15 protein-coding genes are annotated in these 15,313 nt (G+C 65.3%); 11 read left to right on the forward strand and 4 right to left on the reverse strand.

What is annotated here, in order from left to right; all coding sequences use genetic code 11:
- From JOZ00_RS20085 to JOZ00_RS20095, 3 genes are all read right to left on the reverse strand, one after another.
- Window positions 1-950: inositol-3-phosphate synthase (locus JOZ00_RS20085; RefSeq protein WP_293346897.1), on the reverse strand; the 950-nt coding region annotated here is incomplete at its 3' end.
- 57 nt (window positions 951-1,007) lie between these two features.
- A complete protein-coding gene (locus tag JOZ00_RS20090) occupies window positions 1,008-1,550 on the reverse strand; it encodes a PadR family transcriptional regulator (protein ID WP_293346899.1) in 543 nt (180 codons plus the stop codon).
- A 146-nt stretch (window positions 1,551-1,696) separates the two neighbouring features.
- Window positions 1,697-2,575, reverse strand: a complete 879-nt coding sequence (locus JOZ00_RS20095; protein ID WP_293346901.1) for a DUF1707 domain-containing protein — start codon at window positions 2,573-2,575, stop codon at window positions 1,697-1,699.
- A gap of 134 nt (window positions 2,576-2,709) precedes the next feature.
- Between JOZ00_RS20095 and JOZ00_RS20100 the strand changes: the two genes are divergently transcribed.
- From JOZ00_RS20100 to dnaB, 9 genes are all read left to right on the forward strand, one after another.
- The gene (locus tag JOZ00_RS20100; RefSeq protein ID WP_293346903.1) at window positions 2,710-3,135 is read left to right on the forward strand and encodes a DUF5318 domain-containing protein; all 426 of its coding nucleotides are present in this window, start codon (window positions 2,710-2,712) and stop codon (window positions 3,133-3,135) included.
- A complete protein-coding gene (locus JOZ00_RS20105) occupies window positions 3,128-5,707 on the forward strand; it encodes a transglycosylase domain-containing protein (RefSeq protein ID WP_293346905.1) in 2,580 nt (859 codons plus the stop codon). Before JOZ00_RS20100 ends, JOZ00_RS20105 begins: the two co-directional genes overlap by 8 nt.
- Window positions 5,704-7,353, forward strand: coding sequence for a glycosyltransferase family 87 protein (locus tag JOZ00_RS20110; protein ID WP_293346907.1), 1,650 nt, complete (start codon window positions 5,704-5,706; stop codon window positions 7,351-7,353). The genes JOZ00_RS20105 and JOZ00_RS20110 overlap by 4 nt, the downstream gene beginning before the upstream one ends.
- 52 nt (window positions 7,354-7,405) lie before the next feature.
- Window positions 7,406-8,047 (forward strand): DJ-1/PfpI family protein, encoded by a 642-nt coding sequence (locus JOZ00_RS20115; RefSeq protein ID WP_293346909.1) that lies wholly within the window; start codon window positions 7,406-7,408, stop codon window positions 8,045-8,047.
- 133 nt (window positions 8,048-8,180) lie between these two features.
- Window positions 8,181-8,471 carry a 30S ribosomal protein S6 gene (gene rpsF, locus JOZ00_RS20120; protein WP_044509152.1) on the forward strand — a complete coding sequence of 97 codons (291 nt, stop codon included), beginning with the start codon at window positions 8,181-8,183 and terminating at the stop codon, window positions 8,469-8,471.
- Between the two features lie 114 nt (window positions 8,472-8,585).
- Window positions 8,586-9,110: a single-stranded DNA-binding protein gene (locus tag JOZ00_RS20125; RefSeq protein WP_293346928.1), complete on the forward strand. Its 525-nt coding sequence runs from the start codon at window positions 8,586-8,588 to the stop codon at window positions 9,108-9,110.
- Between the two features lie 42 nt (window positions 9,111-9,152).
- On the forward strand, window positions 9,153-9,407 hold the full coding sequence (gene rpsR / locus JOZ00_RS20130; protein WP_293346930.1) for a 30S ribosomal protein S18: 255 nt from the start codon (window positions 9,153-9,155) through the stop codon (window positions 9,405-9,407).
- A gap of 31 nt (window positions 9,408-9,438) precedes the next feature.
- Window positions 9,439-9,897 (forward strand): 50S ribosomal protein L9, encoded by a 459-nt coding sequence (gene rplI / locus JOZ00_RS20135; RefSeq protein ID WP_293346932.1) that lies wholly within the window; start codon window positions 9,439-9,441, stop codon window positions 9,895-9,897.
- A 532-nt stretch (window positions 9,898-10,429) separates the two neighbouring features.
- Window positions 10,430-13,057, forward strand: coding sequence for a replicative DNA helicase (gene dnaB, locus JOZ00_RS20140; RefSeq protein ID WP_293346934.1), 2,628 nt, complete (start codon window positions 10,430-10,432; stop codon window positions 13,055-13,057).
- Between the two features lie 113 nt (window positions 13,058-13,170).
- On the opposite strand, the gene JOZ00_RS20145 is transcribed toward dnaB, so the two are convergent.
- Complete coding sequence (locus tag JOZ00_RS20145; RefSeq protein WP_293346936.1) at window positions 13,171-14,169, reverse strand: sigma-70 family RNA polymerase sigma factor; 999 nt, start codon at window positions 14,167-14,169, stop codon at window positions 13,171-13,173.
- A gap of 163 nt (window positions 14,170-14,332) precedes the next feature.
- On the opposite strand from JOZ00_RS20145, the gene JOZ00_RS20150 reads away from it, so the two are divergent.
- Complete coding sequence (locus JOZ00_RS20150) at window positions 14,333-15,055, forward strand: SDR family NAD(P)-dependent oxidoreductase (RefSeq protein WP_293346938.1); 723 nt, start codon at window positions 14,333-14,335, stop codon at window positions 15,053-15,055.
- Between the two features lie 34 nt (window positions 15,056-15,089).
- The coding region (locus tag JOZ00_RS20155; protein ID WP_293346941.1) for an SDR family NAD(P)-dependent oxidoreductase at window positions 15,090-15,313 on the forward strand (224 nt) is incomplete at its 3' end.

Genomic DNA, 15,313 nt, shown 5'->3' on the forward strand with positions numbered 1-15,313 from the left:
ACGCCCGCCGAGTTCGGCGAGTCCCACACCTCGAGCTTGTACTCCAGGTTCAGCGGCACGTCACCGAAGGCGCGACCCTCCAGGCGGACGTAGGCCCACTTGCGGTCATCGAGCCAGCCGACGTGGTCGGAGGGACCGATGTGGACGTCTTTGGCGTTGAACTCACGGTGCACGTTGGAGGTCACAGCCTGAGTCTTGGAGATCTTCTTGGACTCCAGCCGCTCACGCTCGAGCATGTTGAGGAAGTCCATGTTGCCGCCGACGTTGAGCTGCATGGTGCGGTCGAGCTGCACACCGCGGTCCTCGAACAGCTTGGCCATCACTCGGTGGGTGATGGTCGCGCCGACCTGGCTCTTGATGTCGTCTCCGACGATCGGGACACCGGCATCGGCGAACTTCTTGGCCCACACCGGGTCCGACGCGATGAACACCGGCAGCGCGTTGACGAATGCCACGCCGGCGTCGATGGCGCACTGGGCGTAGAACTTGTCGGCCTCTTCCGAGCCCACTGGCAGGTACGACACCAGCACGTCGGCCTCGGCGTCCTTGAGTGCCTTGACCACGTCGACCGCCTCGACGTCCGACACCTCGATGGTGTCGGCGTAGTACTTGCCGATGCCGTCGAGCGTCGGGCCGCGCTGCACGGTGATATTCGTGGGCGGCACGTCGGCGATCTTGATGGTGTTGTTCTCCGACGCGAAGATCGCCTCCGAGAGGTCGAAGCCGACCTTCTTCGCGTCGACGTCGAATGCGGCCACGAACTTGACGTCGCGGACGTGGTACTGGCCGAACTTCACGTGCATCAAGCCCGGCACGGTGCTGTTCTCGTCGGCGTCGTAGTAATACTGGACGCCCTGAACCAGCGAGGACGCGCAGTTACCGACGCCGACAATGGCGACCCTTACCTCCGACTGCGCCTCTTCCGCCTTCGGCGGCTGGTGCTCACTCATAGGGCGTTCTCCTAACTCCATAACCTTGTGTGTCGCGGTATTCGAATTCGTGCGGTTTTACGTTTGCTCGGAGAGGCCGGGCGTTGCCCGCTCCGCAGCGATGAGCTCGTTGAGCCACTTCACTTCGCGCTCACTGGACTCGAGCCCCAGTTGGTGAAGCTGACGGGTGTACCGGTCGAACGAGCTGGAGGCCCGCGCTACGGCTTCACGCAAACCTTCCCGCCGCTCCTCGACCTGGCGGCGGCGACCTTCCAGGATGCGCATCCGTGCCTCCGCCGGAGTCCGGTTGAAGAAGGCCAGGTGCACGCCGAAGCCATCGTCCGTGTAGTTGTGCGGACCGGTATCGGCCACCAGTTCACCGAACCGCCGACGGCCCTCATCGGTTAGCTGGTAGACCCGCCGGGCGCGCCGAACCGGCGTGCCTGCCGGGGCGGCGTTCTCGGCCAGAAGCCCATCGGCCTGCATGCGGCGAAGGGCCGGGTAGAGCGAACCGTACGAGAACGCCCGGAACGCACCGAGCAGACCCGTCAACCTCTTGCGCAATTCGTAGCCGTGCATGGGCGACTCGATCAAGAGTCCCAGGATGGCGAGCTCCAGCATCAAGACACCCCCTTTGCACGATCAGTTACGACGGTCCGACGCCTCGCGCAATCGTATCGTTTCGATATATTTGCCACAACACCACCTGATGTTCGTTCGCTATTAGTCACGCTGCGAGGACGGGAATCGGCTCGGTGAACCCGCGGTTAAGACGGCAGGCTCAGCCGCTTGACGCTGCCGTCACCTGCGAAGACGATGTCGCCACCACCGTAGTCACTGGAGACGTACAGCGACAGCGATAGCGCGCCGGGTGTGGTCGGGTCGCTCGCCGGTTCGACGATCAGATACGTGTTTTTCACGTCGGACTGCTTCATGTGCAAGGTCTCGGGAGCGCCGCGCAGGATGCCGACGGTCGCCGCGATGTCGAACTTGCTCAGGTCGACGGGGACGGGACCATCGGCGGAACTCTTGGCCGAACTGGTCGGATCACCCCACCCGCCGCGGTAGGTGTAGGCCAGCACCCGGCGGTCGTCGGAGGGATCGGGCCGGTCGAGCACCGCGTACGTCGGATAGACCACCAGGCGGTAACCCACGGTATTGCCGAACCTGTTGCGCATTTGCTCGAGCAGGCCGGTGAGCCCGCCGACGGAGTGCAGTTGGGTCGGCGGCGTCAACACGACCGCGGCTACTCCGTCCGGCTTGGCGCCGGGGTCTGACGTGAAGTCGAGCGGTGACCCGGTGTTGCCGTACAGACCCCACCCGATGCCGATGCCCAGCAACACCGATACGACGAAGCCGATCGCCGGCGCGCCCCACCGGTTGAACCGCTGGCGCCTCGGCGAGTCGGCGGTGGGCAACTGCAGCGCGGCCTTGTCGACTTGCAGGTCGGCCACCAGCGACTGCAGATCACCGAGCGTGACGGCCTTGGTGGCCGTGCTCACTCGTTCCCGGTGTTCTTCCATGGAGAGTTCGCCGTCGCTCAGCGCGTCGTCGAGAATCTTGCAGGCTTCCTGGCGGTCGGTGTCCTTGGCGCGAGTCGACGCCGTCACCCCGCCGGCCTGCGGTGTCCCGAGCCATTTCGCCACGGGGACGATCGTAGAAGTCCCGCGCCGCTTCGGCGCGGGCATATATGTGTTCTGGGTCGCCGATTGAGGCGACGCGGGGCGCAACAGGTTTGGTTGCGTATCGGTGCTCCGCACGGCGACGTACTCTGGTGGGCGTGCGATTGCAGCGACAGGTGGTGGATTACGCGCTCCGGCGGCGCTCACTGCTGGCCGAGGTGTACTCGGGCCGCACGGGTGTGTCCGAGGTTTGCGACGCGAACCCGTATCTGCTGCGCGCCGCGAAGTTTCACGGAAAACCCAGCCAGGTCATGTGCCCGATCTGCCGCAAGGAGCAGCTGACGCTGGTGTCGTGGGTGTTCGGCGAACACCTGGGTCCGGTTTCTGGTTCGGCGCGGACGGCCGAAGAATTGGTCATGCTGGCAACCCGCTTCGAGGAGTTCGCGGTCCACGTGGTGGAGGTGTGCCGGACCTGCAGCTGGAATCACTTGGTCAAGTCGTATGTGCTCGGCGCGGCGCGCCCGCCCAAGGGCACCGGCCGCTCACGGACGGCGCGTAACGGCGCCCGCACGGCCATTGAATAACGAAGGACGCCACAACTGGTCGTCCAATGACGCAAGCGCGTCCGCGACCGGACCTGTGGGGAAGCATGGAAGCGGCGACGTCCCGGACACGTCGTCGGGCCCCAGCCGCCGTCGTCAGGTGCCACCGGACGACCGGATGACCACGATCCTCCCGGCGGTCACCGACGACCAGGCGCCTCGGCGTCGCGATCACATCGATCAGGTCAAGGCCGCGATGGAGAGTTCCCGCACGGCGCCGACCCGTCGCGATCCGCTCGAGGAAGTCAAGGCCGCGATGGACGGTCGCGCGGCGTCTCTGCGACGCGACCGGCCAACACCCGCGGGCCGCCCACCCGGCGGACCGCCATTGCCGCCACCACCCCCGCCGCGGCGGCCCGAGGGCTCGGGAGGTCCGGGCGGACCCCGCGGACCGCGCGGACCGTGGAACGACTGGGCGTGGACTCATGAGATCAACTGGCTGTGGGTGCGGCGAGCAGCCTATGTGGCCGCAGCAGTGCTCTTGCTGTTGCCGGCCGTCACCTTCGGGATGGCGTATTTCATCGTCGACATCCCCAAGCCCGGCGACCTGCGCACCAACCAGGTCTCGACCATCCTGGCCAGCGACGGCTCGGAGATCGCGAAAATCATCCCGCCCGAGGGCAATCGGGTCGACGTCAACCTCAACCAGGTTCCCGTCCACGTCCGCCAGGCGGTGATCGCCGCCGAAGACCGCAACTTCTATTCGAACCCGGGCTTCTCCTTCACCGGCTTCGCGCGGGCGGTGAACAACAACCTCTTCGGCGGCGGAGATCTGCAGGGCGGTTCGACGATCACGCAGCAGTACGTCAAGAACGCGCTGGTCGGTTCGGCGCAGCACGGCGTCAGCGGTCTGATGCGCAAGGCCAAGGAATTGGTCATCGCCACCAAGATGTCGGGGGAGTGGTCGAAAGACGATGTGCTGCAGGCCTACCTGAACATCATTTATTTCGGCCGCGGCGCGTACGGGATCTCGGCGGCGTCGCATGCCTACTTCGACAAGCCCGTGGAGCAGCTCAGCGTCGCGGAAGGCGCACTGTTGGCGGCGCTGATTCGTCGGCCGTCCACCCTGGACCCGGCCGTCGACCCGAAGGGCGCCAATGCGCGTTGGAACTGGGTGCTCGACGGGATGGTGGAAACCAAGGCGTTGTCGCCAAGTGACCGCGCCGGCCAGGCGTTCCCGCAGACCGTGCCCGCGGATCAGGCGCGGGCACAGAATCAGACGACGGGACCCAACGGGCTGATCGAGCGTCAGGTGACCAAAGAGTTGATGGAGCTGTTCAACATCGACGAGCGGACCCTCAACACACAGGGGCTGCAGGTCACCACCACGATCGATCCGAAGGCGCAGCAGGCGGCCGAAAAGGCCGTATCGAAATACCTCGACGGCCAAGACCCCGACATGCGCACGGCGGCCGTGTCGATCGATCCGCACGACGGCTCGATCCGCGCCTATTACGGCGGCTCGGACGCCAACGGGTTCGACTTCGCTCAGGCCGGGCTGCAGACCGGGTCGTCGTTCAAGGTGTTCTGTCTCATCGCCGCGCTCGAGCAGGGGATCGGCCTCGGCTATCAGGTCGACAGTTCGCCGCTGACGGTCGACGGGATCAAGATCACCAACGTCGACGGCGAGAGTTGCGGTACCTGCAACATCGCCCAAGCCCTCAAGCAGTCGCTGAACACGTCGTACTACCGCCTGATGCTCAAGCTCAAGGGCGGTCCGGTGGCCGTCGCCGACGCCGCGCACCAGGCCGGCGTCGCAACCAGCTTCCCCGGGGTGGACCACACCCTGTCCGAGGACGGCAAGGGTGGGCCTCCCAACAACGGAATCGTGCTCGGCCAGTACCAGACCCGGGTGATCGACATGGCCTCGGCGTACGCCACCCTGGCCGCGTCGGGCCTCTATCACCGGCCGCATTTCGTGCAGAAGGTCGTCAACTCCGATGGCCAGGTGCTTTTCGATGCGAGCAAGTCCGAGAACAACGGCGAGCAGCGCATCCCCAAGGCCGTGGCCGACAACGTCACCGCCGCGATGGAACCGATCGCCAGTTACTCGCGCGGCCACGCACTGGCCGGCGGGAGGCCGTCGGCGGCCAAGACCGGGACCACGCAGTTGGGGGACACCAACTCGGACAAGGACGCCTGGATGGTCGGGTACACGCCTTCGCTGTCGACGGCGGTGTGGCTGGGCACGGCCAAAGGCGACGTGCCGCTGGTGACGGCCTCGGGTGGACCGGTGTACGGCTCGGGGCTGCCATCGGACATCTGGAAGTCGACGATGGACGGCGCCCTGAAGGGCACCTCGACCGAGTCCTTCCCCAAGCCGACGGAGATCGGCGGTTACGCGGGTGTGCCGGCGCCACCGCCCCCGCCGAAGCTGCCGCCGGCAGAGACCGTCATCCAGCCCACCATCGAAGTGGCACCCGGCATCACGATCCCGGTAGGCCCGCCCACGACGATCACCAATGCGCCGCCTTTACCCGGCGGCGGGCCGGGCGGTCCCGAGCCGGGTGGCGTTCCGCCGGGCGGCCCGCAAGCTCCGCCGCCGGGACAGTGACCGACGCTCAGGAGCAGCGCGCCACCATTTCACCGCGGCCGCTGGCGGCCGATCTACGTAGCGCCGACAACCGCGACTGCCCGAGCCGAACCGACTTTCTGGGCGCCGCTTTCACCGATGTCGTCGGCGGGCCGGTCGGTCGGCATGCCCTGATCGGGCGCGCGCGGGTGATGACGCCCCTGCGGGTGATGTTTCTGATCGCGTTGGTCTTCTTGGCTTTCGGCTGGTCGACGAAAGCGGCCTGCCTGCAGAGCACCGGCACGGGGACGGGCGATCAGCGTGTCGCCAATTGGGAGAACCAGCGCGCGTACTACGAGTTGTGCTATTCCGACACGGTGCCGCTCTACAGTGCAGAGTTGTTGAGCCAGGGCAAGTTTCCCTACAAATCGAGCTGGATCGAGACCGACGCCGGCGGCGCCCCGCAGACCCGCTACGACGGCAAGCCGGCAGTACGGTACATGGAGTATCCCGTCCTGACCGGGATCTATCAGTACACGTCGATGGCGCTGGCCAAGACCTACACGGCGCTGAGCAAGGTCGCCCCGCTTCCGGTTGTCGCCGAGGTGGTGATGTTCTTCAACATCGCGGCATTCGGCCTGGCGCTGGCGTGGCTGGGAACGGTCTGGGCGACGGCGGGCCTGGCCGGGCGCCGGGTCTGGGATGCGGCACTGGTGGCCGCCTCGCCGCTGGTGATTTTTCAGATCTTCACCAACTTCGACGCCCTGGCAACGGCGTTCGCGATGAGTGGGCTACTGGCCTGGGCACGGCGAAAACCGGTGCTGGCCGGTGTGCTCATCGGACTGGGCGCCGCCGCGAAGCTGTATCCGCTTTTGTTCCTTGGCCCGATGCTGGTGCTGGGGATCCGGACCGGGCGCCTGCGCGCGCTGGGTCGTACAGCGGCCGTGGCCGCGGCCACCTGGTTTCTGGTGAATCTGCCTGTCATGGTGCTGTTTCCGCGTGGCTGGTCGGAGTTCTTCCGGCTCAATGCGCGACGCGGCGACGACATGGATTCGCTCTTCAACGTCGTCAAGTCGTTCACCGGCTGGCGGGGCCTCGACCCCAAGCTGGGGTTCTGGCAGCCGCCCACAACGCTGAACACGACGGTCACGTTGCTGTTCGTACTGTGTTGCGCCGCAATCGCATACATCGTGTTCACCGCGCCGCGCCGGCCTCGGGTGGCGCAGCTCGCGTTCTTGATCGTGGCGGCCTTCCTGTTGACCAACAAGGTGTGGAGCCCGCAGTTCTCGCTGTGGCTGGTGCCGCTGGCGGTCCTGGCGTTGCCGCATCGCCGGATATTGCTGGCGTGGATGACGGTCGACGCGCTGGTGTGGGTGCCCCGGATGTACTACCTGTACGGCAACCCGAACCGCTCGCTGCCCGTGCAGGTCTTCAGCACGACGGTGTTGGTCCGCGATGCCGCGGTCGTGGCGCTGTGCGCGTTGGTGATTCGCCAGATCTACCGGCCCGACGAGGACCTGGTGCGCTGGGGCGGACGGGTGGACGATCCGGCGGGCGGCCCCTTCGACCGCGCGCCCGATGCCCCGCCAGGTTGGCTGCCCGACTGGTTGCGTCCGGCCGGCAAGCGCCGCACGCCGCACGTCCGCAACGCCGCTGACGCGCGCGAAGTCGAAGCCGCGGCGCCATGACGCGCGCTGACGGCGATGATGCCGGCGTAGCCGGGATCGCAGGAGTGGCGCCATGACCTTGGTCGCAATCCCCCTGTTTCCACGGTTCACCGCGCTCGATGCCGTGGGTCCCTACGAAGTGCTGCAACGCATTCCGTCGATCGATGTGGTGTTCGTCGGGCATCGCCGGGGCGAGGTGCGCACCGAGAACGGCATGCTAGGCGTCAGCTGCGACGCCACCTTCGACGAGGTGGGGGCGCCGGACGTCGTGGTGTTTCCCGGCGGGATCGGCACCCGGCAGCTGGTGAACGACGACTTCGTGTGCGCCTGGCTGCAAGCGGTACACCCGAACACGACGTTCACCACCTCGGTGTGCACCGGTGCGCTGCTGCTCGCCGCGGCGGGCTTGCTCGACGGCCTGACCGCTACCACCCATTGGCTGGCCGCCGACCTGCTCAACGGGCTGGGCGCCCGCTACGTGCCGGACCGCGTCGTCGAACACCTGCCCCAGCGGATCATCACCGCCGCGGGTGTGTCGAGCGGCATCGACATGGCCTTGCGGCTGGTCGAGCTGCTCCTCGACCGCGAAGCCGCGCAGGCCGCGCAGCTGCTGATCGAGTACGACCCGCAGCCGCCGTTCGATGCGGGCGCCCTCGCGAAGGCCGACGAGGCGACGCTGGCGAGGGCCAACGAGTACCGGGACGTTCGGAAGTGATCGGGTTGCCCGATCGCCCGGATTTTTACGGTTACCCCGGCGTCCGGTAGCCTAGGGCGGTTGCCAACGCAGGCGACCCTCCTGCCACGGATAGGCCGTGGCCGTACAGACCAGAGGAGGTGGTGAGGTTTCCATGCGTCCATACGAAATCATGGTCATTCTTGACCCCACGCTCGACGAACGAACCGTCGCTCCATCATTGGAGACGTTCCTCAACGTCGTCCGCAAAGACGGCGGCACCGTCGACAAGGTCGACATCTGGGGAAAGCGCCGGCTGGCATACGAGATCGCCAAGCACGCCGAAGGCATCTACGTCGTCGTCGACCTGAAGGCCGAGCCCGCGACGGTCTCCGAGCTCGACCGTCAGCTAAGCCTCAACGAGTCGGTATTGCGCACCAAGGTGATGCGCACCGACAAGCACTAACAGCCATGGCTGCGCCGCGGGCGCTCCGTCGGTGCAGATGTTTAGGCTGTTCAGAGCTCAGCGCAACTACGCTCATGACATCCACCACCGGAGAAGCGGACCCAGGAGGAAATTGTGGCTGGTGACACCACTATCACTGTCGTCGGAAACCTGACCGCTGATCCCGAACTGCGGTTCACTCCGTCGGGTGCCGCCGTCGCGAATTTCACCGTGGCGTCGACCCCTCGGATCTACGACCGCCAGAGTGGGGAATGGAAAGACGGCGAGGCGCTGTTCCTCCGGTGCAACATCTGGCGCGAAGCCGCTGAGAACGTGGCCGAGAGCCTGACCCGTGGTTCCCGGGTGATCGTCACCGGCCGGCTCAAGCAACGTTCCTTCGAAACCCGCGAAGGGGAGAAGCGCACCGTGATGGAGGTCGAGGTCGACGAGATCGGACCCTCGCTGCGGTATGCAACCGCCAAGGTCAACAAGGCCAGCCGCAGTGGTGGCGGTGGCGGCGGCTTCGGCGGCGGTGGCGGTGGCGGCGGATCCCGTCAGTCGGCGGCCCCGGCCAGCAGCGGCGCACCGGCCGACGACCCGTGGGGCAGCGCCCCGGCATCGGGTTCGTTCGGCGGCGGCGACGACGAACCGCCCTTCTAATCCAAAAACTTCCATAGCAAGAAACGAAATAGAAAGACAGAGATGGCCAAGTCCACGAAGCGGCGCCCGGCTCCGGAAAAGCCGGTCAAGGCGCGAAAGTGCGTCTTCTGCGCGAAGAAGGATTCATCAATCGACTACAAGGACACCGCGCTGCTGCGCACTTACATCAGTGAGCGCGGCAAGATCCGGGCGCGTCGCGTCACCGGGAACTGTGTCCAGCACCAGCGCGACATCGCGATCGCGGTGAAGAATGCCCGCGAAGTGGCGCTGCTGCCCTTCACCTCCTCGGCGCGATAAGCCGCCGAACGCCAACCGAAAGAACGAAACGATGAAGCTGATTCTGACGGCTGACGTCGAAAACCTCGGCACCGTGGGCGACACGGTCGAGGTCAAAGACGGCTATGGCCGCAACTTCCTGTTGCCGCGCGGGATGGCGATTGTCGCCTCGCGCGGAGCGGAGAAGCAGGCCGGCGATATCCGCCGGGCCCGCGAGACCAAGGTGGTGCGCGACCGCGAGCACGCAAACGAACTCAAGACGGCGATCGAGGCGCTCGGGCCCGTTCCGCTGCCGGTGAAGACTGCGTCGGACTCCAAGAAGTTGTTCGGCTCGGTGACCGCCGGCGACGTCGTCGCCGCCATCAAGAAGGCCGGCGGCCCCAACCTGGACAAACGGATCGTCCGGCTGCCCAAGTCGCACATCAAGGCCGTCGGCACCCACCCGATTGCGGTGCACCTCCACCCGGAGATCGACGTCGAGGTTGCGCTCGAGGTCGTCGGCGAGAGCTAAGCGTCCGGCATTTGCTCGTTCCCGGCGGTGGCCATAAATGGCCGCCGCCGGGCTTTTTTGCGCTGCGAGTGTGCGTTGCTGCGGCATCGAACGCGACCGCGGACGCGCGTCCTGGCGAACTAATTCGTCGGGGTGATCCCCCCATCGCCTTTACCGGCCTGTAACGCACCGAAAATCTGGCTGAAAACCAACACGCCCGGGGCAGTAACCTGGCCCGACACGCCGTAGAGATTCTTGTCCACACCAAATTCGTGGCGTTGTATGGCCCTAATCTGCACCGATGTACTGGCCCTTTGCATTGATCCACAGGTTCTCCACACCCCACTCAACACAGGTGTCGAAGGATATGCACACACGATGCACAGCTTCATAAACAACGACCCTTTCAACTACTAGCCAGCAACGTCTAACGTCGTCCCGGCGCAAGGCGTGCGGCTGCTGTGGGGCGAAGTGTCGGCGGCTCGGCTTACGCTGAAGACGACGATAATCGAATGTATGTTCGATACTTCATGCAAGGGGAGGAGGGAATCCATTGGCGGTCGTCGATGACCTGGCTCAGGGAATGGATTCGCCGTCGCCCGGTGAAGACTTCGGCCGTCAGCCGCCGCAGGACTTGGCGGCGGAGCAGGCGGTGTTGGGCGGGATGCTGCTCAGCAAGGACGCCATCGCGGATGTGCTGGAACGACTGCGGCCGGGCGATTTCTATCGTCCCGCCCATCAGAGCGTGTACGACTCCATCCTTGACCTGTACGGGCGTGGCGAGCCCGCCGACGCGGTCACCGTCGCGGCCGAACTGGACCGCCGCGGCATGTTGCGCCGGATCGGCGGAGCGCCATATTTGCACACCCTGATCTCGACGGTGCCGACGGCGGCCAACGCGGGCTACTACGCGGGCATCGTGGCCGAGAAGTCGCTGCTGCGCCGGTTGGTGGAGGCGGGCACGCGGGTCGTGCAGTACGGCTACGCCGGCGCGGACGGTGCCGATGTAACCGAGATCGTCGACCGCGCCCAGGCCGAGATCTACGAGGTCACCGAGCGGCGCACGTCCGAGGACTTCGTTCCCCTCGAGGACCTGCTGCAGCCGACGATGGACGAGATCGACGCCATCGCCTCCAACGGCGGAATCGCGCGCGGCGTGCCGACCGGGTTCACCGAACTCGACGAGGTCACCAACGGACTGCACGCGGGGCAGATGATCATCGTCGCGGCTAGACCTGGAGTCGGGAAGGCGCTCGCATTGGACACGCCGCTGCCCACACCGACCGGCTGGACGACGATGAGTGATGTCGCCGTCGGTGATCAATTGATCGGCGCCGACGGGCGACCGACGCGGGTGGTGGCCGCTACCGAGGTGATGCTGGGGCGGCCTTGCTACGAGGTGCAGTTCTCCGACGGGACGGTGATCGTCGCGGATGCAGAGCATCAGTGGTTGACCGACACCCGCGCATCCCGAAAGTCGGCGCAAGCCGCGGCGGTGGGTTACAACCGCTATAAGAATCAGCGCACGTTTGCGGCGGTGCGAACGACGGCCGAGATCGCCGAAAGTTTGCGCTGTGAGACGAAAGACCGGCGGCTGAACCACAGCGTGTTAAACGCGCGCGCGCTTGAGCTTCCGGATCGCGAATTGTTAGTTCCCGCATATACTCTCGGCGCTTGGCTAGGGGATGGCACCAGTGCCGCAGCCCAGCTTACGACGACCGATCCGGAAATACTCATGCGGATCGAAGCAGAGGGGGTGGTGGCAATTCCCTCGAATTCCGCTCGGTACCGCTATCAACTGCGCCTGCCGGCGGAGGCCGAGCCGGCTCCGCGTGCATGCGTGGTGTGCGGCAAGTCTTTCGTTCCTCACACCAGCCAGGTGCGGACCTGTGGCCGCTCCTGCGGAGGCCGGGCACGGTTCGTCTCTGCTCCGGTTCCAAGCCCAACCTGCGTTCGCTGCGCCGGACCGTCGTGCGGGCTGCGGTTGTGCCAGAGCTGCCATTCCGCTGTGGGGACCTTGCAGGCGCGACTACGCACACTGGGAGTGCTTGGTAATAAGCACATTCCGGTGGAGTACCTGCGGGGGTCCGAGACGCAGCGACGCGCCCTACTGGCTGGGCTGCTCGACACTGACGGAACGGTGACGGCGGGTGGCGCCGTCCAATTTTCCGTCACGAATCTTCGGTTGGCGTGTGATGTCGCCGAACTGGTCGTCAGCCTTGGCTATCGCTGCCAAACCTCGACTAAGCGCGTCCAAGGCCGCCATGAGTCGTCCAGCATCGCTTATACCCTGACCTTCTCCACCGACGACACGGTCTTCGCGTTGCAGCGAAAAGCCATAGCTCATAAAGAGCGTCGCGCCGTCACTGGAACCGAGCGCTCGGGATCCCGGTTCATTGTGGACGTTCGCCGGGTCGAGACAGTTCCCGTGCGCTGTGTTCAAGTGGACAACAACAGCCACATGTACCTGGCGAGCAATGCCATGATTCCCACCCATAACTCGACCCTGGGATTAGATTTCATGCGGTCGTGCTCGATCAAGAACCGGATGGCCAGCGTCATCTTCTCACTCGAGATGAGCAAGTCCGAGATCGTGATGCGGCTGTTGTCCGCCGAGGCGAAGATCAAACTCGGCGACATGCGTTCGGGGCGGATGAACGACGACGACTGGACGCGCTTGGCGCGGCGGATGAGCGAAATCAGCGAAGCGCCACTGTATATCGACGATTCGCCGAACCTGACGATGATGGAGATCCGCGCTAAGGCGCGGCGGCTGAAGCAGAAAGCCGATCTGCGCCTGGTCGTGGTCGATTACCTGCAGCTGATGACGTCGGGCAAGAAGGTCGAGTCCCGGCAGATCGAGGTATCCGAATTCTCAAGGCATCTCAAGCTTTTGGCGAAGGAGCTCGAGGTCCCGGTGGTGGCGATCAGCCAGCTGAACCGTGGCCCGGAGCAGCGCACCGACAAGAAGCCGATGCTGTCGGACCTGCGTGAGTCCGGATCGCTGGAGCAGGACGCCGACATGGTGATCCTGCTCAACCGGCCCGACGCCTTCGACCGTGACGACCCGCGCGGCGGTGAGGCCGATCTGATCCTGGCCAAGCACCGTAACGGCCCGACCAAGACGGTCACCGTCGCCCACCAGCTGCACCTGTCGCGCTTCGCCAACATGGCACGGTAGTAGGCGTCGTCGGCGGCGTGGCAGTCTAGGTTGTCGTCCAACGTGGCGGAATTTTGTCTTGGTGACGTCAAAACGGGCATCACCGGATACGAACCGTTCGCATCGCCAGCGCTTCAGCCGCGCAGCGTTCGTGGCAGTCCGAACCAGGGCAGCACGTCGTTATCAAAGCGGGTCAAGCCGTAGATCCGATTCCCGGCGACGCTGAGGACCAAGAGACCGGCGGCGCGGCGGATCGCACCGGTATCGGTGCGGAGGTAGGCCCCGAAGGCGGGCTGACCATTGGCGCGGGTGGGTACGAGCGCATATTCGCGAGTGCGAAAGATGCTGGCGTAGAACCGTCTAACTGCGTCACGCCCGTGGTATTCCAGCGGGATCGGTGGCATGGAGACGCGAACGTCGGCCGTCAGAAGGTCGACGAGGGCATCGACGTCGCCGGACTGATAGGCGTGGACGAACTTGGTCACCAGCGCCCGCTCTGCCGGAGAGTTCGGCGTAAGTGCGGCGTTGTCGTCGTCCAGCTGACGGCGCTGCAGAGCAGCGCGTGCACGTTTGAGCGCACTGTTGACCGACTCCACGGTCGTGTCCATCATCGCGGCGACTTCGCCGGCCGGATAGCCGAGCACTTCACGAAGGATCAGGACGGCGCGCTGGCGAGCGGGAAGCACCTGCAGCGCGGTCACGAAAGCCAGGGAGATGGATTCCTGCTGTTCGTATCGCGCCTCCGGGCCCAGCACCCAGGACTCCGTCCCTTCCAGCAGGTGATCGGGAAACGGTTCGAGCCAGACGATTTCACCGACATGAGTGGGCTCGGGTAGATCAAACGTAGAGATGTCGACCTCCTTGGCCGGTCGCCTCTTCGCGGCGCGCAGCGCGCTCAGGCATTGGTTCGTGGCGATGCGATAAAGCCAGGTGCGGATGGAGGCCCGGCTCTCGAAGTCCGCGAGGCCCTGCCAGGCTGCGAGGAGGGTGTTCTGCACCATGTCCTCGGCATCCTGGAGCGACCCCAGCATGCGGTAGCAGTGCACCTGCAGTTCTCGGCGGTGCGGCTCGGTCAACAAGCGGAACGCTTCGCTGTCGCCGGCGCGTGCGCGTTCGATCAACTCGGTTGTCATCCCACGTCACCACCCACCTCACCGCGCGTCGCCGACGGCGCGCCCTTCTAAGTATCGACGCCGGCGCGGGGCCGAACTGGGCGCAAAACGGGCGCCCAGTTCCGGCAGCGTGGCGCATCTACCTGTCTGAGAGCTATCACGTTTTCGTTGCCAAGGAGGATTCATGACGATCGCAGGTAAGGCGGTGCTGGTGACTGGCGCCAACCGGGGAATCGGACGGGCGCTGGTTGAAGAAGCCCTGCGTAGAGAAGCCAGCCGGGTATATGTCGCCACGCGCCAGCCGGTGACTCATCCCGATGGGCGGGTCACACAGCTGACGATGGACGTGACCGATCGTCAGCAGATCGAACGCGCTGCCGAACGCGTCGAATCACTTGACATGCTGATCAATAACGCCGGCATGGCACTTTACGATGACCTCAGCGACCGAACGTCGATCGAGCGTCACCTCGCGGTGAACCTGCTCGGTACCTTCGACGTGATCCAGGCGCTCCTGCCGAAGCTGCAGAGCTCTGGGGGAGTCATAGTCAACAATCTCTCCGTCAACGCACTCGCTCCGTTACCCCTCATCCCGGCATATTCGATCTCCAAGGCTGCCGCGCTCAATCTGACGCAGTCGCTGCGGGTCCTGCTGGCGCCCCGCGGCGTGCGAGTCCATGCGGTGCTCACCGGCCCGGTGGACACCGACATGACAAAAGGGCTTGAGATCCCTAAGGCCACTGCCGCATCGGTGGCGCAGGCGATCTTCGACGGGGTCGAACTCGACCAGGACGAGATCTTCCCGGATGCGATGTCGCAGACCCTGGCGCCGAGCTGGCGCAATGGGACCGCCAAGACACTAGAACACCAATATTCCGCGCTTCTTGATGCAGCGCCCATTAGCTAGCCGCCGCGAAGCGGTCGACCCGAAAGGCATTGAAATGAAGGACTTGTCAGGAACGAGGACGCTGGTCGTGGGGGCCAGCCGAGGCTTGGGCCGAGGAATTGCAACGGCATTCGCCGAACACGGTGCCGATGTCATCGCCGTCGCACGGACGGCACCGGCGCTCACCGAGCTCGCGGCAACCCACCCGGGCGTACGCACCGAAATCGCCGATGCCGCTGACGAGGCGACGGCATTCCGGCTGATCGACCAGCACGAGCC

Origin of the sequence: Mycobacterium sp. (genome assembly GCF_019243155.1) — a bacterium.
In the GTDB taxonomy this organism is placed as follows: Bacteria; Actinomycetota; Actinomycetes; order Mycobacteriales; family Mycobacteriaceae; genus Mycobacterium.